Source organism: Bosea sp. NBC_00550 (assembly GCF_026020075.1).
Taxonomy (GTDB): Bacteria; Pseudomonadota; Alphaproteobacteria; order Rhizobiales; family Beijerinckiaceae; genus Allobosea.
The window spans coordinates 3,692,417-3,715,600 of the sequence record NZ_CP102772.1; the positions used below are offsets into that span (position 1 = coordinate 3,692,417).

The window sequence follows — 23,184 nt, forward strand, 5'->3', positions numbered from 1 at the left end:
TCGCGCAACGGCATGCCCTTTCCGGGCATGCCGGACGACAGAACAACAAGGGGAACGGGAATGATCCGCATTTCGGCTTCTGCCCTGGCGCTCGCGCTGATCGGCAGCGCGGCGCAGGCGCAGACGATCAATGTCGCGCTCAACGCCGACATCCGCTCGACCAATCCGGGCGTCAACCGCGACGACAACACCGACGCCGTCGTGCTGCACATGGTCGAGGGTCTCGTCGGCTATCGCGAGAACGGCGCGGTCGCGCCGCTGCTCGCCGAGACGATCGACATCGCGCCGGACGGCCTCACCTACACCTTCCATCTCCGCAAGGGCGTGAAGTTCCACAACGGCGCCGAGATGACCTCGGCCGACGTGCTGTGGAGCTGGAACCGCTACATGGATGCGAAGACCGACTGGCGCTGCAAGGCGGAGTTCGACGGCGCCATCGGGCTCAAGGTCACGGAGGCGACCGCCCCGGACGCCTCGACCTTCGTGATGAAGCTCGCGAAGCCGAGCGCGCTGTTCCTCGACACGATGGCGCGCACCGACTGCGCGATGGTCGCGATCCTGCACAAGGATTCGGTCAAGGCCGATGGCAGCTGGGACAAGCCGATCGGCACCGGCCCGTTCCAGCTCGCCGACTGGCGTCGTGGCGAATATGTCCTGCTGAAGCGCTTCGATGCCTACGCGTCGCCGCCCGGCGACAAGCGCGACGGCTATGTCGGCTCCAAGCGCCCGCTGGTGCCGGAGGTCAAGTTCCTGTCGATCGCCGATGGCGCGACCGTCAAGGCCGGCATGATGTCGGGCGCGCTCGATGTCGCCGACGTGCCGGATCAGGACGTGCCGGAGATGAAGAAGACCGGCCTTCAGGTGCTGACCGCGCCGAGCGCGACCAAGCACACGATCTTGCTCCAGACCCGCGACCCGCTGCTGAGCGATGTGCGCATGCGGCAGGCGATCGCTTCCGCGCTCGACCTCGACGAGATCGTCGGCGCCGTCTCGAACGATCTCGGCAAGACCAACAACTCCGCCGTCTACATCACCTCGCCCTTCTATGACGAGGTCCAGATGAAGCGCTATGCGCACGATCCCGCCCGGACGAAGAAGCTGCTGGCCGAGGCCGGCTACAAGGGCGAGACGATCAAGCTGATCGCCAACAAGCGCTCGACCGTGCCGAGCTACCCCGTCGCGATCATGGCGCAGGCGATGCTGCAGGCCGCCGGTATCAAGGCCGATATCGAGATCCTGGAATGGGCGACGCAGCTCGACCGGTTCTCGAAGGGCAACTACCAGATGATGTCCTTCAGCTATTCAGCCCGGATCGACCCCGCCCAGAGCTACAACCAGTTCTCCGGCCCCAAGGACAAGCTGCCCTCCAAGGTCTGGGACAACCGCGAGGCCGATGCCCTCATCGAGAAGGCGACCCTGATCAACGACGAGGCCGAGCGGAAGAAGATCTTCGACCAGCTCCACGTCATGATGCTGGCCGATGCGCCGCTGATCTTCCTCTACAATCAGGTCGATACGGCCGTCGTTTCCAAGCGCCTGCAGGGCTTCGCCCCCTGGGTGGCCTCAAAGCCGCGCCTCTGGGAGGTCAGCGTCGCCAAGTGACCTTCGCGGCTATGTGCCGGTCAGGCGACCCCGGTCGCCGCCGGCGCGCGCGTACCGCCCGTCACGATATGCTCCGCGATCACCTTGGCGAGACGCGGAGCATCCCCGGCCTGCAGGGCCTCGATCATCGCATAGTGCTCGCGATCGCTGCGCAGCAGCGATTCATGCGAGCTCCAGACCGTCATCTGCGTACCGCGCTCCCTGTCGCGCAGTCCCCAGATCATCTCCACCAGCACGGCATTGCCGCAGAAGGAATAAAGCAGCTGATGAAAGACGCGGTTGATCTCGCTTTGCTCGGCACGGCTGCCGGTCAGCACCACGGCCGAGAACTGCTCCGCGACCGCCGTCAGCCGAGCGACCGCCGCCGCGTCGATATGCGCGACGATGCCGTGCGCCGCCGCCGTCTCGAGGATGACCCGCGTCGCCTGGATCTCCTTGTAGGTCTTCATGTCGATCTCGGCGACGCGATAGCCCCGGTTCGGAACATGCTCGATCGTCTTGCGCACGGCGAGTTCGTCGAGGGCGCTGCGCACATCGAAACGCGTCGCCTGGAAACGCTCCTCGAGGTCGATCTGGCGCAGCCATTCGCCGGGCCTGAACATGCGCAGCCGGATCGCCTGCGCGATCTCGTTGGCGAGGATGGCCCGCCGCGGGCTGGTGTTTTTGCGTTTCCGCTCGGACGTCATGGAAGGCTCTCTAGCAGGATTCGGACGGCGCGACAGAAGTTGGTTGCGGATCGAACCATAACATGCGACATAATTGGCGCCAATAAATTCGCCAGAGGAGAGAGACCGTGAGCGCCGTGGCAGAACAGACCGGCAAGCCCGAGATCGAGGCGGCAGCGCGTGCCAAGGCGCTCTACGAATACGGCCCGACCTCGATTTATGCGTCAAAACACGATCCCCGCTTCGCTTACTGCCTGTATGTGCCCCCTGGCCTCGGCAAGACCGGCGAGGCGCCCGAGCTGGTCGTGGCGATGCACGGCACCGGCCGCGGCTTCACCGGCTATCGCGACGCCTTCTCGTCCTTCGCCCGTTGGAACAACTGCATCATCCTGGCGCCGCTCTTCCCGATCGGCGTGATGGGCGACGGCTATCGCGACGGCTTCAAATACATGCGCGAGGGCAATCTCCGTTACGACCATGTGCTGCTCGCCATCGTCGAGGAGATCTCCGAACGCTACGGCATCGCCTTCGACCGCTTCGGCCTCTTCGGCTATTCCGGCGGCGGCCATTTCGCCCATCGCTTCCTGATGCTGCAGCCGCATAAGCTCTGGGGCGTCTCGATCGGCGCGCCGGGCTCGGTGACCCTGCTCGATCCGACTCGCGACTGGTGGGTCGGTACGCGCAATTTCGCCGAGCTCTTCGGCCAGCAGCTCGACATCCCCGCCATGAAGAAGGTGCCGGTGCAGATGGTCGTCGGCGCCGCCGATCTCGAGACCTGGGAGATCACCCACAAGCCGGGCGGCCGCAACTGGATTCCTGACGCCAACCATGCCGGCGCCACGCGGCCCGAGCGGCTGGCGAGCTTGCGCGATTCCTTCAAGGAGAACGGCATTGCCGCGCGGTTCGACCTGGTGCCGAACACGCCGCATGACGGGGTGAAGGTCGTGCCGGTCGTCGAGGATTTCTTCGCCGCCGAGCTCATCCGCCTCCGCGCCGCCCGCAAGGCGGCCTGACGATCGGCGCCGGCACGAACGCCTAACGAGAATGTCGCCCACGACAACAGGGGAATGACCATGAACCGCCTGCTCGCTTCCGCCCTCGCGCTCGCCTTTTCGGCGGGCGCGGTGCACGCGCAAACGCTGACAGCTGTGCTCAATGCCGATATCCGCTCGACCAATCCCGGCGTGAACCGGGACGGCAACACCGACGCGGTCGTGCTGCACTTCGTCGAGGGGCTCGTCGGCTATGCCGAAGACGGTTCGGTCGGCCCGCTGCTCGCCGAGAAGGTCGACATCTCCGCGGACGGCAAGACCTATACCTTCCGCCTGCGCAAGGGCGTGAAGTTCCACAACGGCGCCACGATGACCTCGGCGGACGCATTGTGGAGCTGGACCCGCTACATGGACCCGAAGACCGATTGGCGCTGTCTCTCCGATTTCGACGGTCGCAACGGCCTCAAGGTCGTCTCGGCCACCGCTCCGGATGCCGACACCTTCGTTATGGAGATCAACGAGCCGAACGGTCTTTTCCTCGACTCGCTCGCCCGCGCCGACTGCGGTGGCACGGCCGTCATCCACAAGGACTCTGTGAAGGCCGACGGCAGCTGGGACAAGCCCATCGGCACCGGTCCCTTCATGCTCGGCGAATGGAAGCGCGCCCAGTCGGTCCAGCTCCTCGCCTTCGACCAGTACACATCGCCCAAGGGCGACAAGCGCGACGGCTATATCGGCTCCAAGCGCCCGCTGGTGAAGGAAGCCCGCTTCATGGTCATCCCCGACGCCGCGACGGTGAAGGCAGGCCTGCTCGCAGGCTCGCTCGACATGGCGCTGATGCCGGAATCGGACGTGCCCGACCTCAAGGGCGCGCCCAACGTCGCGCTCGCGATCGCCCCTAATCCGGTCCGGCACAGCCTCATCATCCAGACCCGCGATCCGCTCCTGAAGAACCAGGCCCTGCGTCAGGCGATCGCCGCGTCGATCGATTTCCCCGAGCTCGTCGCCAATGTCAGCAACGGCCTCGGCAAGCCCAACAACTCGCCGGTCTACACGACCTCGAAATATTACGGCGAGGCAGAGAAGCAGGGCTTCAAATACGACCCCGCCGCGGCCAAGGCCCTGCTGCAGAAGGCCGGCTACAAGGGCGAGAAGATCGTGATCCTCGCCAACAAGCGCTCGAGCGTGCCGAGCTTCAACACCGCCGTCATCGCGCAGGCGATGATGCAGGCGGCCGGCATCAACGCCGAGATCGAGGTGCTGGAATGGGCGACGCAGCTCGACCGCTACAACAAGGGCAACTACCAGATCCAGGCATTCTCCTATTCGAGCCGCTTCGACCCTGCGCTGGGCTTCGAGCAGATCGCCGGCCCGAAGGACAAGCAGCCGCGCAAGGTCTGGGAGGATCCCGAAGCGCTCGACCTGATCCAGAAGTCGATGGTGGTGACCGACACGGCCGAGCGCCAGAAGATCTTCGACGAGCTGCACAAGCGCTTCATCGATCAGGTGCCGACCATCTTCACCCATAACGACCTCGACATCATCGCCCATTCGAAGCGCGTGACCGGCGTGACGCCGTGGGCGTCGCAGCTGCGGCTCTGGGAAGTCGGCGTCGCGAAGTAAGGCGGCGCAGCCGGCCGCGGCATCGGACGGGGCCGGCAACAAGGCTTGGGAGGGTCTTCGATGTTTCGATTTGCGTTGACGCGGATCGCGATGGCGTTGCCGACACTGCTGATCGTGTCGGTCTCGGTTTTCGTCCTGATCCGGCTGATTCCCGGCGATCCCGCCCAGCTGATGCTGGGCGACCTGGCGACGCCCGCGAGCCTGGCCGACCTGCGCGCCCGGCTCGGCCTCGACCAGAGCCTGCCGGCGCAGTTCGGCATCTGGTTCGGCAAGGTATTGACCGGTGATTTCGGCCAGTCGATCTCGTCGCAGCAGGCCGTGCTGCCGCTCATCCTGCAGCGCTTCTGGATATCAGCGCAGATCGTGCTCGTCGCCGTGCTGCTGGCAAGCTTCGTCGCCGTGCCGGCCGGCGTGATCGCCGCCTGGAAGCAGGACACGCCGATCGATCTCGGCCTCGTCGCCACGGCGACGCTGCTGCTTTCGATCCCGACCTTCTGGCTCGGCCTGCTGCTCCTGCTCTTCTTCGGCCTCAAGCTCGAATGGCTGCCCGTCGTCGGCTATGTCTCGATCGCCGAGAACCCCTGGGCCGGCATTCTCTACCTCGTCATGCCGATCATGACGTTGTTCCTGCACGAGATCGGCGTGATCCTGCGCATGGCGCGCGCCTCGACGCTGGAAGTGCTCAGGCTCGACTACATCACCCATGCCCGCGCCAAGGGCCTCTCCGAGAGCGCGGTGCTCTGGCGCCATGCCTTCAAGAACGCCTTCGGCCCGACCTGGACGCTGATCGGCCTCGTGCTCGGCAACCTGCTCGGCGGCATCGCGGTGGTCGAGACGGTCTTCACCATCCCCGGCCTCGGACGCCTCCTGGTCGATGCGATCTTCGCGCGCGACTACCCCGTGATCCAGGGCTGCATGCTCTTCGTCGCCTTCACCTATGTGCTGGTGAACCTCGTCATCGACCTCTGCTATCCGGTCTTCGATCCAAGGGTGGCTGCGCAATGAGCAGCGACAGCACAACGAGCGGTGGCGGCACCATGAAGAAGCCCGGCCGAATGAAACTCCCCGCCCCCAATGCGATCGTCGGCGGCACGCTGATCGGCATCCTTCTCGCCGCCGCCGGCACCGGCGCGCTCTGGACGCCCTACGATCCGCTCAAGCTCTCCTTCCGCGAGAAGCTCGTGGCGCCCGGCGCCGCCCATTGGCTCGGCACCGACGAATTCGGCCGCGACGTGCTCTCGCGCCTGATGGCGGGCGCCGCGACCTCGGTCTGGATCAGCCTGCTCACCGTCTCGCTCGCCGTCGTCTTCGGCACGCTGATCGGCCTGTTCTCCGGCTATATGCGCGGCTGGATCGACCGGGTGATCATGGCCTTCAACGATGCGCTGCTCGCCTTCCCCGGCATCCTGCTGGCGCTCGGCCTGCTCGCGGTCGTCGGCGCCAACAAATACGGCATCATCGTCGCGCTCGGCATCGCCTACACGCCCTCGGTCGCCCGCGTCGTGCGCGGCACGGTGCTCTCGCTGCGCGAGCGCGAGTTCATCGCCGCCTCCCGCGTCATGGGCAACTCCGAGGCCTTCACCATGGCCCGCCATATCCTGCCGAACTGCATCGCGCCGCTGACCGTGCTGGCGACCTCGATGTTCGGCTATGTGCTGCTGGCCGAGAGCGCGCTCTCCTTCCTCGGACTCGGCGTGCCGCCGCCGGCCCCGACCTGGGGCAATATGCTCGCCGGCTCCAGGCCCTATATCGGCCAGGCCGTCTGGCTCGGCATCTTCCCGGGCCTGTGCATCTCGCTGACCCTGCTCGGCATCAACCTGCTCGGCGACGCCGTGCGCGACAGGCTCGACCCGCGGATGAGGGGCTCGCGATGACACAGGCGTTTTCAAGCGAAGTGGGCATCGGTTCGCGTCAAGACAACGCGTTGAACAAGAGCGCCGCTCCCCTCCTCGACGTCTCCGGGCTGACGCTCAGGATCGGCGCCTCCGGCCGCAGCGTCGTCAACGACGTCTCCTTCCAGGTCTTCCCCGGCGAGATCGTCGGCATCGTCGGCGAATCCGGCTCGGGCAAGACGCTCGCCGCCCGCGCCGTGATGGGCTTCATCCCGCCGGCAGTCGCGCTCACCTCCGGCACCATCCGCTTCGACGGGCAGGATGTCATGGCGATGAGCGGCAAAGATCTGCGCGCCATGCGCGGCTCCCGCGTCGGCATGGTCTTCCAGGAGCCGATGACCTCGCTCAACCCGTCGATGCTGATCGGCCGCCAGCTCGACGAGGGCCTGGCGCTGCACCGCAAGCTCGACGCACCCGCGCGCCGCGCGCTGATCCTCGACATGCTCCGCCGCGTCGGCCTGCGCGATCCGGAAGGGGCGCTCACCGCCTATCCGCACCAGTTCTCCGGCGGCATGCGCCAGCGCATCATGCTGGCCTCGGTGATGCTGCTGAAGCCGGCGCTGCTGCTTGCCGACGAGCCGACCACGGCCCTTGACGCCGTCGTCCAGCGCGACGTGATGGAGCTGATGGTCGACCTGACCAAGGCCAACGACACCGCCGTGCTGCTGATCTCGCATGATCTCGGCATGGTCGCGCGCTATTGCAGCCGCATTGTCGTGATGTGCCAGGGCGACGTGGTCGAGCAGGGCAAGGCCGAGGACCTCCTCGCCCGGCCGCAGCACCCCTATACGCGCAAGCTGCTCTCGGCGATGCCGCATCGGCTGCCGGCGCGACTCCTGCCGCAGGCAAAGACGCCGATCGTCTCTGTGCGCGACCTCGTCGTCGAATATCCCGGCCGGCAGGGCTTCTTCCGCAAGGAGGCAGCCAAGCGCGCGCTTCACGGCATCAGCCTCGACGTCCAGCCGGGCGAGGTCGTCGCCGTGGTCGGCGGCTCGGGCTCGGGCAAGACCACGCTCGGCCAGTCGATCGCCGGGCTGGTGAAGCCGGCCGGCGGCGAGATCCGCTTCAATGGCAAACCGATCACCCGGAGCGAGACGGCCTATTGGGACTATCGGCTGAACTGTCAGATGGTCTTCCAGGACCCCTATTCCTCGCTCGACCCGCGCATGACCATCGGCCAGCTCGTCGCCGAGCCGCTGCGCCTCGTACCGGACATGACTCCGGCCGACAGGAAGGCGCGCGTCGCCGAGGTTCTCACCGAGGTCGGTCTGAAGGACGGCTTCGCTGACCGCTATCCGCACGAGCTCTCCGGCGGCCAGCGCCAGCGCATCGCGATCGCGCGTGCCATCGTGCGCCGGCCGGGCTTCGTGATCGCCGACGAGCCGGTCTCGGCGCTCGACGTCACCGTCCGCGCGCAGGTGCTCGAGCTCTTCGACGAATTGCAGAAGAAGCACGGCTTCTCCTGCCTGTTCATCAGCCATGATCTCGGCGTGGTCGAGCAGGTCGCCGACCGCGTCATCGTCATGCAGGACGGCCGCATCGTCGAGGAAGGTCCCCGCGACGACATCTTCGACAATCCGCAGCACGCCTATACGCGCAAGCTGCTTGCCGCCGTTCCTGGCCTCGAAAGCACCGAAAACGGCGGCGTCAGGCTGTTCTGGCGGCTGGGCGAGGCCGAGGCGCCGGCCTCAGTCTGAATTGCGCGATGCTCGGGCCAGACCCGAGCATCTCATGCCGGAGGAGGCTCCAGCCTTCTCGTCCGGAGATTCCCGGGTCGCCGCTGACGCGGCGCCCGGGAATGACGGCGTAGAGTAACTCAGCGCTTGCGCTTGGCGCCGACCAGCTCGTCCCATTTGCGGAAGGCGACGACCATCTTGTCGGGCTTCAGCGGCAGCTCGATCGGGTTCTTGGCGATCAGATCGGCATATTCGGGCCGGCCGAACTCCGCGATCACCTCCTGGCTGCGCTTCGGCGCGAGCGAGAGCGGCACATCCTTCACCGCCGGGCCCGGATAGAGATAACCCTCGTCATAGGAATAGGCCTGCATCTTCGGCGTCAACACATGCGCCATGATGTCGAGCACGACGGCGAGGCGATCGTTCGGAATGCCCTTCGGTACGCACATGAAGAAGGCATCCGAGACCCAGTGGAAGCCCTTCAGCGTCTGGATCTTGGCTTCCTTCGGCACGATGCCGAGCGCGCGCGGGTTGATGTCCCAGCCCGTCGTCGAGATGATGATGTCGCGCGAACCGTCGCCGAACTCCTTCATCGTCGCGCCGGTGCCGGCCGGGTAATACTCGATGTGCTCGCCGAGCTCCTGCAGATAGGCCCAGGTCTTGTCCCAGCCATTGACCGGATCCTGCGGGTCCTTGTCGCCAAGCAGATAGGGCAGGCCCATCATGAAGGTGCGGCCCGGGCCGGAATTGGTCGGGCGCGCATACATGAACTTGTTGGGGTTGGCCTTGGCCCAGGCCAGCAGCTCCTCGGCCGTGGTCGGCACCTGCTTGACGCGGTCCGGCATGTATTCGAGCAGCGGGCCGGAAGGGTAGTAGTTCACCACCGTGCCGAAGCCCGCGCCCTGCGCCTTGTGCAGGTTGAGCGCTGCCGGCTCGTAATTCTCCTCGATCTTCGGGAATTTGTCGGCGAAATCCGGGAAGATCTTGAGCCAGAGATTCTGCTCCAGCCCGGCAGCGAGGCCGTCGGAGCCGGTCAGGATGAGGTCGAGATCGGCGCGGCCCGCATCCTGTTGCGCCTTGATCTTGCTCGCCAGTTCGGGGGCCGGCGCCTTCACATAGGTGATGCGCGAGACCAGCTTGGGATTGGCGCTGCGATAATCGTCGAAGGCCTGCTGCATCAGTGCCAGCGCGCCGCCGACATCGATGATGTTGATGCCGACCGGTGCCGAAGGCAGCGGCGGCGAGGCGGCGAAGGCGCCGCTGCCGCCGACGGTCAACGCGCCGAGCCCGCCCAGAACGGTGCGGCGATCCACGCCCTTGGAAAATTCAGTCATTGTTCTCCCCTTCTTGCTTTGGATGGTGACGTCTTCAGGCTGCCGCATGGGCGGCGAAGTCGCGGGTGAGGTCGCCGATCCGCGCGCCGCGGACGTGCAGCTCCGGCGACCATTCGATCTCGCTGTTCGGCAGGGCGATGCCCGCCGCTTGGAGCGCTGCGGCGATGCAGGCCAGCGCATGGGTCGAGGCCATGGCGACCGCCTCCTCCGGCGTCGCGAGGCCCCAGGCCACGACGTTGCGCACGGCATCGTCGAGCTTCAGTGCCGAACCCGCCAGCGAAGCGCCGCCCGGCTGGCGCACCGAGCCATCGGCAGCGAGGTCGACCGGCATGCCGGCGAAGCTGTAGCGCCCCGGCACGGCGCCGGCTGCGACCACCGCATCGGTGACGAGGATCGAGCGTTCGAAACCCTTGGCCCGGATCAGGCTCTTGAGGGCTTTCGGGTGGATATGGATGCCATCCGCGATGAAGCCCGCCATGAGCCGATCTTCCGCGAGCTGCGCGAAAAGCGGATTGACGAGCTTGTGCAATTGCTGCGGCAGGCCGTTGCCGAGATGGGTCGAAAGCGTCGCGCCTGCATCGGCAGCGACCGCGACGGTCTCGAAATCCGCGGCGGAATGCCCGATGGCGACAACCTTGCCCATTCCCGCCAGCTTGCCGGCAAGCGCGACGCCGCCCTCGACCTCCGGCGCCAGCGTCACCATCAGGATCGGCCGCGACAGCAAGGTTTCGAGATGCGCGACCAGTTCGGCGGTTGCGGCCGTCATCGCCTCCGGCGGATGGCAGCCCGCATAGCCGGCAGACGGGTTCAGGAATGGCCCTTCGAGGTGATAGCCCGGGCACATCAGCGGCCCGAGCCGGCTCTCGCTCACCGCCCTGTCGAGCGCCCGGAAGCGCTCTTCCAGCTCCTGCGGATGCGCGGTGATGATCGTCGGCAGGCAGATGGTGACGCCCGTCGCCAGCATCGCCTCCAGCGCCCGGTCCAGTTCGGCGGCCGTGATCGTGCCGGAGTTGAAGTCCACTCCGGCAAAGCCGTTGACCTGCAGATCGACGAGACCGGGCGTGCGCATCGTCAGCCCTTCCGCTCCAGCAGCGAGGCCGCCGCCGGATCGATGAACAGCACCGTACGCTTATGCGTCTGCAGGATCGAGGCGGGCGCGAGATTGCTCACCGGGCCTTCCAGCGCCGCCTTGGCGGCCTCGGCCTTGCGCGTGTCGGACACCGCCAGGATGATCAATTCGCTCTTCAGGATCTGGCGGATGCTCATCGAGATCGCCTGTTGCGGCACCGCCTCGAAGCTCGGGAACCAGCCCTCGCCGAATTGCTGCTGCCGGCAGGCCTCGTCCAGCGACACCACCTGATAGGGTTGCTCGGTCTCGAAATCGGCCGGCGGGTCGTTGAAGGCAAGGTGGCAGTTCTCGCCGATCCCGGCGAAGCAGACGGCGATGCGCCGGCCAGCGATCAGCGTATTGAGCTGCTCCACCGCCGCCTGCGGGTCGCCCTCGCCGTCGACGGGGATGAAGCGCGGCGCGTTGTTGAGCGGCGCCATGAAACGCTCGCGCAGATAGCGGCGGAAGCTTGCGGGATGGCTTTCGCTCAGGCCGACATATTCGTCGAGATGGAACGCCGTGACTTTGGACCAGTCGATGCCCTCGGCCGCCACGAGATGCTGCAGCATCTCGAACTGGCTCGCGCCGGTCGCCACGATGATCGTCGCCTCGCCGTGGCGGGCAAGCTCATCCCGGATCGCCTGCGCTCCGAGCGCCGCTGCCTGCCGGCCGAGCGTCTCCTTGTCGGAGGCGAGATGCATCTCGATCATCGATTTTTGAACCTTTTACGTCAGGAAATTTTCGATATTCTGGCAACGAGCTTATGAAGCTCAGCCCGAAACGCAATGATTAATTTTGAACGCAACCGTTCTTAATAGAGCCCGCCGTGTCGCTGCTGACCCTCGACGAGAACCGCCTCTCCCTCGCCCATGACCGGGACTGCGCGCGCATCTACCGGCTGATCCTGAACGGCCAGGCCCATTCGCGCACCGATATCGGCCGCATGCTGGAACTGCGCTCGACCAGCGTCTCGCGCGTCGTCGGCGATCTCATCGCGCGCCGCCTCGTCATCGAGACCGTCGGCGAGGCCGCCGGGCGCGGGCGGCCGCCGGCGATTCTCGTCGCCCATACCCGCCGCATCGGCGCTTCCGTCATCTATGTCTCCAGCCAGTCCCTCTCGGGCGCATTGGTCGATCTCAACGGCCATCTCGTCGCCGAACGCCGCCGCGCCATCGCCGGCGAAGCCGACAATGCCGCGATCGCCGAGGCCATGGCCGAGCTGGCGCGCGACCTGCTCGACGCGATGCCGCCCGGCATGAGCCATGCCGGCACCGCCGTTTCGCTATCGGGCCTGATCGATCTGAAGCGCGGCCAATGGCTGCTGGCCTCGCGCTGGCCGCGCATGCGCGGGCTCGACATCGGCGCCGTGCTCGCGCCAGTCGCCGGTCCCGTCGAGATCTGCCGCAATCTCGACGCCGAATTGCGGGCCCGCGCCGCGCGCGAGCCCGAGCAGTTCGCGGGTGGGACCATCCTGCTGCACTGGGGCTGGGGCATCGGCCTCAGCTTTGCCGTCGACGGCGAGCCCTTCGCGCCGGCAGGTTCCTTCGGCGAGATCGGGCATTGGCGCTTGGCGGCTCTGGACGGGCGCCCCTGCGGCTGCGGCAACACCGCCTGCCTCGAGACCGGCGCCGCGCTCTGGTCGCTGCTGCCGGCGCTGCGGCGCCATTGGCCCGACCTCGACCAGGACGAAATCCGCCTCGCCCGGCAGCTCGCCGGTCTCGATCTGCTTGCTCTGCCGGAGATCGAGACGGCGGCACAACTCCTCGCCCGCGCGCTTGCCAATGCCTGCCGCCTGCTCTTCCCCGCGCGGATCGCGGTGAGCGGCCCGTTCTCCGCCAATCCCCAGCTCTGGGCCCGGTTCAACACGCTGTTCCGCGCCGAAGGCACGATGGACGGCTTCGCGGTACCCGACCTCGCAGGCGTGCCAGCCAGCCATCTCTATGAGATTCACGGCGCCGCAGCGCCTTTGCTCAGCCGCGCGACCGAGGCGCTGCTGCTGGAAAGAGGCTGATCCACTCGCGCCATATGCTCCAATCCGATGCCCGCCATGCCGCGGAATGCGCTGGCGCACGCACGAGTGGTGCACTAGTATCCCAGGCTAGAGCTCCCGATGCCGCGGACGGCATCGACACAAGAGAGCCGTGAACCCAGGGAGAGAACATGACTTATCCGACACGCCGTACCGTCATGGCCGGAGCAGCCGGCCTCGCCGCCTTGAAAGCCGGCGGAGCGCTGGCGCAGAGCGCCCCCGTGGCACTCAACATTATCGACGTAGCCGGCAACCTGCAGCTGACGCAGGCGGCCATCGAGAAGTTCGCCAAGGACAATCCGAAGCTGATCTCGCGGCTGAACTTCTCGCGCGCGCCTTCGCCCGAGCTGCCGGCCAAGCTCAAGGCACAGCAGCAGGCCAACCGCGTCGATATCGACCTCGTGCTCACCGGCCCCGGCGCCATGTCGGACGGCATCCAGCAGGGGCTCTGGGTCGACGTGTGGAAGTCCCACGCCAAGGACCTGCCGAAGCCGGAGGAGGTCTATCACGAGCAGGCGCTGATGATGCAGCGCAACTTCGGCCAGAACGAAGGCGTCGCCGTCGTGTATTCCCCGTCGGGCCCGCTCTTCGAATATGCGCCCGAGCGCCTCAAGAGCGTGCCGAAGACGGCCGAGGACCTGCTCGCCTATGTCAAGCAGAACCCGAAGCGCTTCACCTATGCCCGCCCCGTCAATTCAGGCCCCGGCTGGACCTGGCTCATGGGCCTGCCCTACATCCTCGGCGATGCCGACCCGACCGACCCGATCAAGGGCTGGGACAAGAGCTGGGCCTATCTCAAGGAGCTCGGCACCGGCGTCGACTACTATCCGGGCGGCACCGCCGCGACGATGAAGGAGCTCGGCGAAGGCACGCGCGACGTCATCGTCTCGACCTTAGGCTGGGACATCAATCCCCGCGTCCTCGGCATCGTGCCGAAGGAGGCCAAGGTCTTCGTCCTCGCCAACACGCACTGGATTCCCGACACCCAGTTCATGTGCATCCCCAGGGGCGTGGGAGCCGACAAGATGCCGGCCCTCGTCGCGCTGATGGCCCATATGCTCAAGCCCGAGGCACAGGCCGTGACCTACGACAAGGGCTATTTCTATCCGGGCCCGGCCGTGAAGGGCGTGACGCTCGCCATGGCGCCGCAGGAGAGCCGCGACATCCTCGCCGAATATGGCCGGCCGGAATATGATGGGCTGATCACCAGCCTGCCGACCCGCCCGCCGCTGACGCCCGAGCGCCTCGTCGCCGCCTTCCGGCGCTGGGACCAGGAGATCGGCGTCGGCCACGGAGCTCCCCAGTAGCCATGCGCTTTGCCGCCATCGGCCTCGACCACCGCCATATCTACCATATGGTCGGTGGTCTCCTCGAAGCCGGCGCGACCTGCGTCGGCTTCGACCCCGCGACCAGCGATGAACGCGTCCTCACCGGCTTCCGCGAGCGCTTTCCCGATCTGGCGGAGAGCACGGCCGACCGGCTGATCGAGGACGCGTCCATCGACCTGATCGTCTGTGCCGCCATTCCGGCGGAGCGCGCCGACATCGCCATCCGCGCCATGCGGGCCGGCAAGGACGTGATGGTCGACAAGCCCGGCGTCACCAGCTTCGATCAGCTTGCCGCGGTGGAGAAGGCCGCCGCCGAGACCGGGCGGATCTTCTCGATCTGCTTCTCCGAGCGCTTCATCGTTCCCGCCACGATAATAGCCGGCAAATTGATTGCCGATGGCGCGATCGGACGCGTCGTGCAGACGCTTGGAGTCGGCCCTCACCGCCTCAACCGCGCGATCCGGCCGGATTGGTTCTTCGACAAGCGCCATTATGGCGGCATCCTCACCGACATCGCCTCGCACCAGATCGACCAGTTCCTGCATTTCACCGGCTCTGAGGGCGCCGAGATCATAGCCTCCGGCGTCGGCCATTTCGGCGTTCCCGATCTGCCCGACTTCGAGGATTTCGGCGAGGCTCTGCTGCGCAGCGACAGGGCCGGCGGCTATGTCCGCGTCGACTGGTTCACCGCCGACGGGCTGTCGACCTGGGGCGACGGCCGCCTCACCATTTTGGGCACCGAAGGCACGATCGAGCTGCGTAAATATGTCGACATCGCCGGCCGCCCCGGCACCGACCACGTCTTCCTGGTCGACAAGGCCGGCACCCGCCACATCGACGCTTCCAGCGAGCCCCTGACCTACTTCCGCAATCTGATCGCCGATATCGGCGCCCGCAGCGAAACCGCGATGAGCCAGCGCCACGCCTTCACCGTCTGCCGGCTCGCGCTGGAGGCGCAGGAGAGGGCGGCCTGGCTGCCGGCTCGACCGAATAACGCATGAGTGTCATCCCGGGTCGCAGCGCAGCGGAGACCCGTCCATGCCTGAACCTTTGCCGGAAGCGCTCCGGCATGGATCCCGGATCGGCGGGCTTCGCCGCTTGTCCGGGATGACCGCGGTTGAAACGATTTAACGAGGACGGGGATCGCCTGACATGACACGCAAGCTCGGCATCGCCGTGATCGGGCTCGGCCCGGCTTCCTTGCCGCACTCCAAAAGCCTCCTCGACCTCGCCGATCGTGCGGATGTGCGCTGGGCCGTGAGCCGGACGCCGGATCGCGCCGAAGCCTATGCCAGACAATTCCCCTTCCCGACGACCACCGATCTCGATGCCGTGCTGACAGACCCTGCCGTCGATGCCGCCATCGTCCTGACCCCGCCGAGCAGCCATCTCGACGTCTCCGCACTCTGCCTTGAAGCCGGCAAACATGTTCTCGTCGAGAAGCCGCTGGAATTGACCAGCGAGCGCGGCCAGCGCCTCGTCGACACCGCGCGCCGCACCGGCAGGACCTTCGGCGTCGTGCTGCAGCACCGCTTCCGCCCGGCAAGCCTGCGCCTGAAAGCCGCCCTGCAATCGGGCGAACTCGGCACGCTCGAAGCCGCTTTCCTCTCCGTCCCATGGTGGCGCCCCCAGAGCTATTACGACGAACCCGGACGGGGCACGATTGCCCGCGATGGCGGCGGCGTGCTGCTGACGCAGGCGATCCACTCGCTCGACCTGTTCCGCTCGCTCGTCGGCGTCTCCAGGGTCGTCGCGGCGCAGGCTCGCACCACCGCGCTCCACCGCATGGAGACCGAGGACTACGTCTCGGCGTTGCTGGAAACCGGCAATGGTGCACCCGCCACGCTGGTGACGACGACCGCCGCCTATCCCGGCTATCCCGAGCGTATCGAGATCACCGGCACCAAGGGTTTCGCGGCCCTGATCGGCGGGCGCTTGCGCCTCGCTTTCCTCGACGGAATCGAGGAGATCGTCGAGGCCGAGGGCTCGACCGGCAGCGGCGCCAACATCATGGACTTCCCGCATGATGCCCACCGGGCCGTCATCGCCGACTTCATCGATGCGATCGCGCAAGGCCGCGACCCCATCGTCACCGGTGAGGAGGCGCTGAGCTCGCAAAGGCTCGTCGACGATATTTTGCAGGCGGCGCGGCGCAGCGCTTGACTTGTATCTGATTTGTATCTTCCTATGCGGCATCCCGCCGGGAGTGTCGCATGGTTCGCTATCAGGAGATCGCCCACAGTCTCGAACTCGGCCTTGCGGCCGGGGGGGACGCTGCCCGGGCGATTCCCTCGGAGCATGAGCTCTGCGAACGCTACGGCGCCAGCCGCACGACGATCCGCGCGGCACTGAAGCAATTGCAGGACCAGGGGCTGATCGAGCGCCGGCAGGGCAAGGGCACCTTCTACCGGCCGCGCCACATCACCAAGCATCTCGGCAGCATCGTCGACTTCCACAGCGAGGCCCGCATGGCGGGCCGCGTGCCGAAGACGCAGGTTCTCGCTCTAACCTCCCGCGGGGCGACGCCGGCCGAATTCGCGCTGTTCGGCGGCGATATCGCCAAAGACGGCATCGTCGAGCTCCTGCGCCTGCGCAGCCTCGACGATCAGCCGGCCGTGCTGCAGCGCTCGCGCCTCGGTGCCGCCGTGCTCGGCGAGGCGAAGGCGGACGCGCTGATGAACGCCTCGCTCTATCGCTATCTCGCCGAATGCCGCGGCATCCATGTCGCCACGGTCGAGGAAACGCTGGAGCCCCTCGCTGCGGGCGTCGAGGATGCCGGCCATCTCGGCATCCCCGCCGGCACGGCGATCTTCCGCTCGCAGCGCGTCGCCCGCGATGGGATCGGAGCCGTCGTCGAGGTCAGCGACAACCTGATCCGCGGCGACATCTACCGCTTCACCATCCGCCGGCAGGTCGGGAGCGCCGCATCATGAGTGTGGTTCTTGCCTGCGACCTCGGCGGCACCAGCTTCCGCGCCGCGCTCGTCGACGCGCAGGGCCGTACGCTTGCGGAAAGCGTCATCATCGGCCCGACGCTGATCGACCGCATGGGCTGGTCGGAGGTCGATGCCGAAGCCTGGTGGACGATCTTCAGCGAAGCGGCCGACCAACTCGCCGAGGCCGAACCGGAGCTGTTCGGCGCGGTCGAGGGCATCGCCATCTGCGGCGTCACGCGCACACAGGTCTTCCTCGGCCGTGACGGGCGCCAGCTCCGGCCGGCCATCACCTGGAAAGATACCCGTTCGGAAGCCGCGGCGGCGCGGCTGCGTGGCCGGCTCGGCAGCCATCCCGAGGCCGAGCGCATCAACGCCTTCCACCCGCTGGCTCGCCTCGCCTGGCTGGCCGAGGAAGAAAGCGCGTGCTTCAGAGCCCTGGCCAGCGTGCTGGAGCCGAAGGATTGGCTCAATTTCCGCCTCACCGGCAAGCAAGGGGGAGACCCCGTCTCGATGGCCCGGCTCATGGCCTGCACCGAAGGGACGGAAAGCGGCGCCCCCCTTGCGGCCATCGGGCTGACGGCCTCCGTCATCCCGCCAGTGCTGGAGCCCTGTGCGGTGCTGGCACCGGTTCAGCCCGGTCTGCCGGGTGCGCTCGGCCGGCTGGCGGGCGTCCCCGTCTTCTGCTCGTCGAGCGACACATGGGTCGCCGTCACCGGGCTCGGCGCGATGCGGGCCGGATTCGCCTACAACATCTCCGGCACCACCGAAGTCCTCGGCGTCGTCGGCGAGAACGCCGCTGCCGCGGAAGGCCTGCTGACGGTTGACTGGCGCGGCCTCTGGCAGCTTGGCGGCCCCAGCCAGAACGGTGCCGATACCGCCGCTTGGCTGGTCTCGCTGCTCCACGGCACAGAACGCGGTTTCGCCAGCGTCGGCGACGGCATCGGCAAGCTCCTCGCCGGGCGCCGGCATCCGCAGCCGCTCGTCTTCCTGCCCTATCTCCAGGGTGAGCGCGTACCCTATTGGAATCCGGCTTTACGCGGCGCCTTCCTCGGCCTCGGCCGCCAGCACGGTGCGACCGATCTCGCTTACGCCGTGCTGGAGGGCGTCGCCTTCCTCAACCGCATCGTGCTCGAACGGGCCGAGGCCGCACTCGGCGGCCCGGTCGGCGAAATCCGCTTCGGCGGCGGTGCCGCTTCCAATCCGGTCTGGGCGCAGATCAAGGCGGATATCTGCAACCGCCCGGTCGTGGTCGGCGCGGCGAAGGAACCCGGCCTGCTCGGCGCCGCCATCATCGCCTGGACCGGCCTCGGCCGCTTCCCCTCGCTCGCGGTGGCGCAAGAGACACTCGTCGCTCCCGCCCGCCGCTATGAGCCGAGCCCCGCCCGCCGCGACGCCTACGACGCGCTCTTTTCCGTCTTCCGCCGCGCCGAGGCCGCGCTCGCTCCCGTCTCGGCCGATCTCGCCGGGCTCTCGCGCAGCGCCGGCAGCCTGCCCGGCATCCATACCCCGCCATCGCTTCCGTAAGGACCCGACGCCATGAAGACCCTCGTTCAGACCGAATATGGCCGCGACCACCTACTGGTCGGCTGCGTCCATACGCTCGCCTTGCCCGGTACGCCGCTCTACGACCGCAGCGGCGGCATGCGGAAGATCGTCAACCAGGCGAAGGAAGAAGCCAGGATCCTGGAGGAGGCCGGCTTCCACGCTCTGCTCTACACCAATGAATCCGATATGCCCTATGAGTCGAACATGCCGGTCGAGGTCGTCGCGGCGATGACCGAGGTGATCGCCGAATGCCAGGCGCGGACGAAGCTGCCGCACGGCGTCAACATGCTGATCGACCCGCCAGCCTCCATCGCCGTCGCCCATGCCACCGGCGGGCGCTTCGTGCGCGCCTTCCTGACCGGGCTGCTCGCCGGCGACATCGGCATGATGACGCCGGATGGCGCCCGCGCCCTGCGCCTGCGCGCCAATCTCGGCGCCGAGAACATCCGCATCATCTGCAACGTCACGCCGGGCTTCTCGATCAATCTCGACAATCGCCCGGTCGAGCAGCTCGCCTCCGGCGCGGTCTTCATCGGGCTTGCGGATATCGTCTGCGTCGGCGGGCCCGCTGCCGGCAAGGAGGCCGATATCGCGGTGATCGAGCGCGTCGCGAAGCAGGTCTCGGACACGCCCGTCGCGGTCGGCACCGGCGTCGCCGAGGAGAATATCGCACGGCTCGCGGAGGTCGCCGAGATCTTCATCATCGGCACCTCGATCAAGAAGGACCGCCAGACCCTGAATCCGGTCGACCCGAAGCGCGCCGAGGCGCTGGTGCGCGCCTATGAAGCCCGCAAGGCCGCCTGAGATGGACAGGCCCGCACCCGCAAAGCCCGTCACCCTCGTCACCGGCGCCTCCGGCGGCATCGGCTCGGCGCTTGCCTTGGCGCTTGCAGCGGCAGGCCATCGCCTCGTGCTCTGCGGGCTCGATCCGGGCGGGCTCGACGCTGTGGCCGCGGAGGTCGCGGCCGCAGGAGGCGAAGCGGCGACGCTGGCCGGCGATGTCCGCGAGCGCGACTTTGCGCAGGCCGCCGTCGATCTCGCCACCTCCCGCTTCGGCCGGCTCGACCATCTCGTCACGGGTGCCGGCGCCTCGCGCCCGGTGCCATTGGTCGAGATGGAGGATGACGAGTGGGACAAGCTCGTCGACATCAACCTCTCGGCCGTCTTCCGCATCTCGAAGGCCGCCGCGCGGCAGATGATCGATCAGGCCGAAGGCGGCGCCATCGTCCACATCTCCTCGATCGCTCATGCCAATGGCGGCGCTAATCTCGCCTATGGCTCGGCCAAGGGTGGCGTCGCGACGCTGACCTACGGCATGGCCCAGCAGCTCGGCCGGCATGGCATCCGCGTGAATGCAGTTGCGCCCGGCATCATCGATACGCCAATGGTGAGGAACGGATTCGCCCAGCAGTTCAACGCGCTGGTCGAGGGCGCGGCGTTGCGCACGCCGCTGGGGAGATTGGGACGGCCCGAGGATGTCGCCAACGTGATCGCTTTCCTGCTCTCGCCGGGCGCCGCCTTCGTCACCGGGGCGCTGATCCCGATCACCGGCGGCATCGAGATTCTCTCGCCGATCTCCACCATCGCGAAGGGGGCCTGAATTGGGCCGCATCGACCCGCGTGAGGTGATCGGGCGCTATGGCACGGCTCTCGCCGGGCTGGCCCTGATCCTGTTCTTCCTGATCTTCGCGCCGAACTTCGCCAGCGCCACCAACATCATCAACGTGCTGAAGGATACGAGCTTCCTCGCCATCCTGGCACTCGGCTTCGCGCTCGCCTTCACCGTGGCGGAGCTCGATCTCTCCGTGGCGGAGATGGCGAGCCTGGCCGCCGTCGTCTGCGGCTGGCTGGTGCAGTTGCAATATCCGCCCATCGTCGCCGTCGCGGCGGCGCTCGGCGTCGGCATCGTGCTCGGCTCGCTCAACGGCTACGGCGTCACCGTGCTGCGCATCCCCTCGCTGATCATGACGCTCGGCACTGCCGCGATCGCCAAGGGCCTCGCCTTCATGATCACCCAGGGCGTCGCCTTCGTCGGGCGCTGGCCGGTCGGCTTCACCGGGCTGGCGCGCGGCTATACCTTCGGCATCCCAAATCTCGTGCTCTGGATGGCCGGCGCCACGCTCTTCGCCTGGGGGCTCGTTAAATGGACCAGGACTGGCGCCCATATGGTCGCGACCGGCGAGGCCGATGAAGCCGCACGGCTCGCCGGCATCGCGACGGCGCGGATGAAGCGCATCGGCCTGCTGCTCGCCGGGGTCTTCGCCAGCATCATGGCCGTGCTGCTAGCCGCCAACCTGTCCTCGGCGGCGCCGAACATGGCCGGCGACTACCTGCTCTACGCCATCGCCGCCGTTCTGCTCGGCATGACCATGTTCGATCCGGGCAAGCCCAACATCCCGGGCACGGTCTTCGCGGCGCTGGTGCTCAAGGTGCTCGGCAACGGCTTGGTGCTGCTCGGCGCGCCCTATTACATTCAGGACATCGTGCTCGGCGCGATCATCATCGGCTCGGTCGCCTTCTCGGCCAGCGCGATGAAGAAGGCGGCGTTCAAGGTCTAGTGCGGATATAAATGATCCATAACGAGGGGAGTGGTTTCGATGTTCGGCAAGAGTGGGCTTGGTTTGAGGAACATGCTGGCCGCCGCCGCGCTCGTCGCGCTCGGGCAACCGGCCGGGGCCTTCGAGGTCGGCATCATCGGCTTCCAGTTCTCGTCGGAGACGCATGCCCGCGTCGCCAACGCCGCCGCGGCCGCCGCCAAGGCCAAGGGCTGGGGCGTCACGCTGCTGAACTCGGAAGGCGCGCTGCCGAAGCACGCCGAGCAGTTCGACGCGCTGATCGCCAAGAAGGTCGACGCCATCATCATCGCCATGGGCAAGCCGGTCGAGGCCGACGCCCAGTTCAAGGCGGCCAAGGACGCCAAGATCCCCGTCATCACGGTCCAGTCCGGTTCGAGCCCGCACGCGCTCTTCGACATCCAGACCAACGAATACAAGGTCGGAGCCGAGGCCGCGCTCTATCTGCTCGGCCAGCTCGGCTATCTGGGCAACATCGTCAGCGCCCGCTTCGACCTCAACGTCGCCTCGCGCATCCGCGGCCGCCTGCTCGACGCCGTCCTCGCCGAGAACCAGGCGGTGAAGGAGCTCGGCAAATTCTCCATGGCGCGCACCCAAAGCTGGCGCGACGACGTCCGCGCCGGCATGCAGGCGCTGCTGCTGCAGAACCAGGGCAAGATCAACGGCATCTGGGCATCCTTCGACGGACAGGCCTACATTATCGACGACCTGCTGCAGGCGCAGGGCGTGAAGAAGGGCCAGATCCCGCTGATCTCGGTCGATGGCGGCAAGGAGAGCTACGAGCGCATCGCCGATCCCGCCTCGACTTTCGTCGCCACGGTCGCGATCCCGTTCGAGGAGATGGGCAAGCAGGCCGTCGACGCGATCCAGGCGATCGTCGTCGAGAAGAAGCCGAAGGAGACCATCGCGTCGGGCCCCTATCTCTTCACGGAAGCCGTGCTGGTCGACAAGAACAACGTCCAGCAGTTTCTGAAGAAGTAAGGACGCGAACCGTCATGCTCGGGCTTGCCTCGAGCATCTCGGAAACCTGCGCCCTCTCGTCCTGAGATTCCCGGGTCGAAGCCTGCTTCGCCCGGGAATGACGGCAAGCCGTTCCGCAATCCCCGGATGATCCATCCATGACCCCCACCCCCCTCCTCTCGCTGCGCGGCATCGGCAAGAGCTACGGCCCGGTCGTCGCTGTCAGCGACGTTGATCTCGACATCTTCCCTGGCGAGGTCGTGGCCTTGTGCGGCGACAACGGTGCCGGCAAGTCGAGCCTGATCAAGGTGATCTCCGGCGCGGAGGAGGCGACGGCCGGCACGATCAGCCTGCGCGGCAAGCCCGTCACCTTCGCCTCGCCGCATGATGCGCTCGAGAACGGGGTCGCGACGATCTATCAGGACCTAGCGCTGGCCCCGCGCCTCTCCATCGCCCAGAACGTCTTCATGGGCTCGGAGCTGACCAAGCCGGTGCTGCTGCCCTTCCTGCGCATCCTCGACAAGAAGCGGATGATCGCGGAATCGCAGCGCTACCTGTCGCAGCTCTCCGCCGCCGTCACAGACATGACCCGCCCCGTCGAGCGGCTCTCCGGCGGCCAGCGTCAGGCCGTCGCGATCTCCCGCGCCCTGCGCTGGAACGCCGAGATCATCATCATGGACGAGCCGACCGCCGCACTCGGCGTCAAGGAGAGCGCGCTCGTGCTCGACCTCATCCGCAAGCTCAAGGCCGACGGGCGCACCGTCATCCTGATCAGCCACAACATGCGCGATGTCGTGGCGCTGGCCGACCGCGTCATCATCATGGGCGCCGGGCGCAAATACGTCGACCGCCCGCTTGGGGACCTCACCGCCGACGACATCGCCCATCTGATCATGGCCGGCAACGCCAAGGCGGCCTGACA

Annotated in this window: 21 protein-coding genes; 17 read left to right on the forward strand and 4 right to left on the reverse strand. The window is 67.1% G+C overall.

What is annotated here, in order from left to right; translation table 11 throughout:
• Positions 1-60 precede the first annotated feature (60 nt).
• Positions 61-1,602: an ABC transporter substrate-binding protein gene (locus NWE53_RS17725; protein WP_265050694.1), complete on the forward strand. Its 1,542-nt coding sequence runs from the start codon at positions 61-63 to the stop codon at positions 1,600-1,602.
• A 20-nt stretch (positions 1,603-1,622) separates the two neighbouring features.
• On the opposite strand, the gene NWE53_RS17730 is transcribed toward NWE53_RS17725, so the two are convergent.
• The gene (locus tag NWE53_RS17730; protein WP_265050695.1) at positions 1,623-2,288 is read right to left on the reverse strand and encodes a GntR family transcriptional regulator; all 666 of its coding nucleotides are present in this window, start codon (positions 2,286-2,288) and stop codon (positions 1,623-1,625) included.
• 107 nt (positions 2,289-2,395) lie between these two features.
• Here NWE53_RS17730 and NWE53_RS17735 point away from each other — a divergent pair, with 107 nt between their 5' ends.
• From NWE53_RS17735 to NWE53_RS17755, 5 genes are read left to right on the forward strand one after another with little or no spacing between them, the layout of a single operon-like run.
• Complete coding sequence (locus NWE53_RS17735; RefSeq protein WP_265050696.1) at positions 2,396-3,280, forward strand: alpha/beta hydrolase family protein; 885 nt, start codon at positions 2,396-2,398, stop codon at positions 3,278-3,280.
• A gap of 60 nt (positions 3,281-3,340) precedes the next feature.
• Positions 3,341-4,882: an ABC transporter substrate-binding protein gene (locus NWE53_RS17740; protein ID WP_265050697.1), complete on the forward strand. Its 1,542-nt coding sequence runs from the start codon at positions 3,341-3,343 to the stop codon at positions 4,880-4,882.
• 60 nt (positions 4,883-4,942) lie between these two features.
• Positions 4,943-5,887: an ABC transporter permease gene (locus tag NWE53_RS17745; protein ID WP_265050698.1), complete on the forward strand. Its 945-nt coding sequence runs from the start codon at positions 4,943-4,945 to the stop codon at positions 5,885-5,887.
• A gap of 50 nt (positions 5,888-5,937) precedes the next feature.
• Positions 5,938-6,756, forward strand: a complete 819-nt coding sequence (locus NWE53_RS17750) for an ABC transporter permease (protein WP_265050699.1) — start codon at positions 5,938-5,940, stop codon at positions 6,754-6,756.
• Between the two features lie 50 nt (positions 6,757-6,806).
• On the forward strand, positions 6,807-8,471 hold the full coding sequence (locus tag NWE53_RS17755) for an ABC transporter ATP-binding protein (RefSeq protein ID WP_265050700.1): 1,665 nt from the start codon (positions 6,807-6,809) through the stop codon (positions 8,469-8,471).
• Between the two features lie 119 nt (positions 8,472-8,590).
• On the opposite strand, the gene NWE53_RS17760 is transcribed toward NWE53_RS17755, so the two are convergent.
• From NWE53_RS17760 to NWE53_RS17770, 3 genes are read right to left on the reverse strand one after another with little or no spacing between them, the layout of a single operon-like run.
• Complete coding sequence (locus tag NWE53_RS17760; RefSeq protein WP_265050701.1) at positions 8,591-9,784, reverse strand: extracellular solute-binding protein; 1,194 nt, start codon at positions 9,782-9,784, stop codon at positions 8,591-8,593.
• A 34-nt stretch (positions 9,785-9,818) separates the two neighbouring features.
• Complete coding sequence (locus tag NWE53_RS17765; RefSeq protein WP_265050702.1) at positions 9,819-10,853, reverse strand: N-acetylglucosamine-6-phosphate deacetylase; 1,035 nt, start codon at positions 10,851-10,853, stop codon at positions 9,819-9,821.
• Positions 10,854-10,855: 2 nt separating this feature from the next.
• The gene (locus tag NWE53_RS17770) at positions 10,856-11,602 is read right to left on the reverse strand and encodes a glucosamine-6-phosphate deaminase (protein WP_265050703.1); all 747 of its coding nucleotides are present in this window, start codon (positions 11,600-11,602) and stop codon (positions 10,856-10,858) included.
• A gap of 116 nt (positions 11,603-11,718) precedes the next feature.
• Here NWE53_RS17770 and NWE53_RS17775 point away from each other — a divergent pair, with 116 nt between their 5' ends.
• The 11 genes from NWE53_RS17775 to NWE53_RS17825 all read left to right on the forward strand — a co-directional run bounded on the left by NWE53_RS17775 (position 11,719) and on the right by NWE53_RS17825 (position 23,182).
• Positions 11,719-12,903, forward strand: a complete 1,185-nt coding sequence (locus NWE53_RS17775) for an ROK family protein (RefSeq protein WP_265050704.1) — start codon at positions 11,719-11,721, stop codon at positions 12,901-12,903.
• A 149-nt stretch (positions 12,904-13,052) separates the two neighbouring features.
• Positions 13,053-14,228 (forward strand): extracellular solute-binding protein, encoded by a 1,176-nt coding sequence (locus tag NWE53_RS17780; protein ID WP_265050705.1) that lies wholly within the window; start codon positions 13,053-13,055, stop codon positions 14,226-14,228.
• A gap of 2 nt (positions 14,229-14,230) precedes the next feature.
• Positions 14,231-15,250 (forward strand): Gfo/Idh/MocA family protein, encoded by a 1,020-nt coding sequence (locus NWE53_RS17785; protein ID WP_265050706.1) that lies wholly within the window; start codon positions 14,231-14,233, stop codon positions 15,248-15,250.
• A 151-nt stretch (positions 15,251-15,401) separates the two neighbouring features.
• On the forward strand, positions 15,402-16,412 hold the full coding sequence (locus tag NWE53_RS17790; RefSeq protein ID WP_265050707.1) for a Gfo/Idh/MocA family protein: 1,011 nt from the start codon (positions 15,402-15,404) through the stop codon (positions 16,410-16,412).
• A 50-nt stretch (positions 16,413-16,462) separates the two neighbouring features.
• Entirely contained in the window at positions 16,463-17,182 is a 720-nt protein-coding gene (locus NWE53_RS17795) for a GntR family transcriptional regulator (RefSeq protein ID WP_265050708.1), read from the forward strand.
• Entirely contained in the window at positions 17,179-18,708 is a 1,530-nt protein-coding gene (locus NWE53_RS17800) for a xylulokinase (protein WP_265050709.1), read from the forward strand. Before NWE53_RS17795 ends, NWE53_RS17800 begins: the two co-directional genes overlap by 4 nt.
• 12 nt (positions 18,709-18,720) lie before the next feature.
• Positions 18,721-19,533 carry a BtpA/SgcQ family protein gene (locus NWE53_RS17805; RefSeq protein WP_265050710.1) on the forward strand — a complete coding sequence of 271 codons (813 nt, stop codon included), beginning with the start codon at positions 18,721-18,723 and terminating at the stop codon, positions 19,531-19,533.
• 1 nt (position 19,534) lies between these two features.
• On the forward strand, positions 19,535-20,329 hold the full coding sequence (locus NWE53_RS17810) for an SDR family NAD(P)-dependent oxidoreductase (RefSeq protein ID WP_265050711.1): 795 nt from the start codon (positions 19,535-19,537) through the stop codon (positions 20,327-20,329).
• A gap of 1 nt (position 20,330) precedes the next feature.
• On the forward strand, positions 20,331-21,287 hold the full coding sequence (locus NWE53_RS17815) for an ABC transporter permease (RefSeq protein WP_265050712.1): 957 nt from the start codon (positions 20,331-20,333) through the stop codon (positions 21,285-21,287).
• Between the two features lie 39 nt (positions 21,288-21,326).
• Positions 21,327-22,283, forward strand: a complete 957-nt coding sequence (locus NWE53_RS17820) for a sugar ABC transporter substrate-binding protein (protein ID WP_265050713.1) — start codon at positions 21,327-21,329, stop codon at positions 22,281-22,283.
• Between the two features lie 137 nt (positions 22,284-22,420).
• Positions 22,421-23,182 carry an ATP-binding cassette domain-containing protein gene (locus NWE53_RS17825; RefSeq protein ID WP_265050714.1) on the forward strand — a complete coding sequence of 254 codons (762 nt, stop codon included), beginning with the start codon at positions 22,421-22,423 and terminating at the stop codon, positions 23,180-23,182.
• The last annotated feature ends 2 nt before the right edge of the window (positions 23,183-23,184 follow it).

What these genes read in the sequence shown, in the direction of transcription:
- NWE53_RS17770 (WP_265050703.1), bottom strand. Translation starts at nt 11,602, where the DNA reads ATGATCGAGATGCATCTCGCCTCCGACAAGGAGACGCTCGGCCGGCAG.
- NWE53_RS17730 (WP_265050695.1), bottom strand. Translation starts at nt 2,288, where the DNA reads ATGACGTCCGAGCGGAAACGCAAAAACACCAGCCCGCGGCGGGCCATC.
- NWE53_RS17795 (WP_265050708.1), top strand. Translation starts at nt 16,463, where the DNA reads ATGGTTCGCTATCAGGAGATCGCCCACAGTCTCGAACTCGGCCTTGCG.
- NWE53_RS17790 (WP_265050707.1), top strand. Translation starts at nt 15,402, where the DNA reads ATGACACGCAAGCTCGGCATCGCCGTGATCGGGCTCGGCCCGGCTTCC.
- NWE53_RS17760 (WP_265050701.1), bottom strand. Translation starts at nt 9,784, where the DNA reads ATGACTGAATTTTCCAAGGGCGTGGATCGCCGCACCGTTCTGGGCGGG.
- NWE53_RS17810 (WP_265050711.1), top strand. Translation starts at nt 19,535, where the DNA reads ATGGACAGGCCCGCACCCGCAAAGCCCGTCACCCTCGTCACCGGCGCC.
- NWE53_RS17740 (WP_265050697.1), top strand. Translation starts at nt 3,341, where the DNA reads ATGAACCGCCTGCTCGCTTCCGCCCTCGCGCTCGCCTTTTCGGCGGGC.
- NWE53_RS17780 (WP_265050705.1), top strand. Translation starts at nt 13,053, where the DNA reads ATGACTTATCCGACACGCCGTACCGTCATGGCCGGAGCAGCCGGCCTC.
- NWE53_RS17785 (WP_265050706.1), top strand. Translation starts at nt 14,231, where the DNA reads ATGCGCTTTGCCGCCATCGGCCTCGACCACCGCCATATCTACCATATG.
- NWE53_RS17820 (WP_265050713.1), top strand. Translation starts at nt 21,327, where the DNA reads ATGTTCGGCAAGAGTGGGCTTGGTTTGAGGAACATGCTGGCCGCCGCC.
- NWE53_RS17725 (WP_265050694.1), top strand. Translation starts at nt 61, where the DNA reads ATGATCCGCATTTCGGCTTCTGCCCTGGCGCTCGCGCTGATCGGCAGC.
- NWE53_RS17750 (WP_265050699.1), top strand. Translation starts at nt 5,938, where the DNA reads ATGAAACTCCCCGCCCCCAATGCGATCGTCGGCGGCACGCTGATCGGC.
- NWE53_RS17800 (WP_265050709.1), top strand. Translation starts at nt 17,179, where the DNA reads ATGAGTGTGGTTCTTGCCTGCGACCTCGGCGGCACCAGCTTCCGCGCC.
- NWE53_RS17765 (WP_265050702.1), bottom strand. Translation starts at nt 10,853, where the DNA reads ATGCGCACGCCCGGTCTCGTCGATCTGCAGGTCAACGGCTTTGCCGGA.
- NWE53_RS17805 (WP_265050710.1), top strand. Translation starts at nt 18,721, where the DNA reads ATGAAGACCCTCGTTCAGACCGAATATGGCCGCGACCACCTACTGGTC.
- NWE53_RS17825 (WP_265050714.1), top strand. Translation starts at nt 22,421, where the DNA reads ATGACCCCCACCCCCCTCCTCTCGCTGCGCGGCATCGGCAAGAGCTAC.
- NWE53_RS17745 (WP_265050698.1), top strand. Translation starts at nt 4,943, where the DNA reads ATGTTTCGATTTGCGTTGACGCGGATCGCGATGGCGTTGCCGACACTG.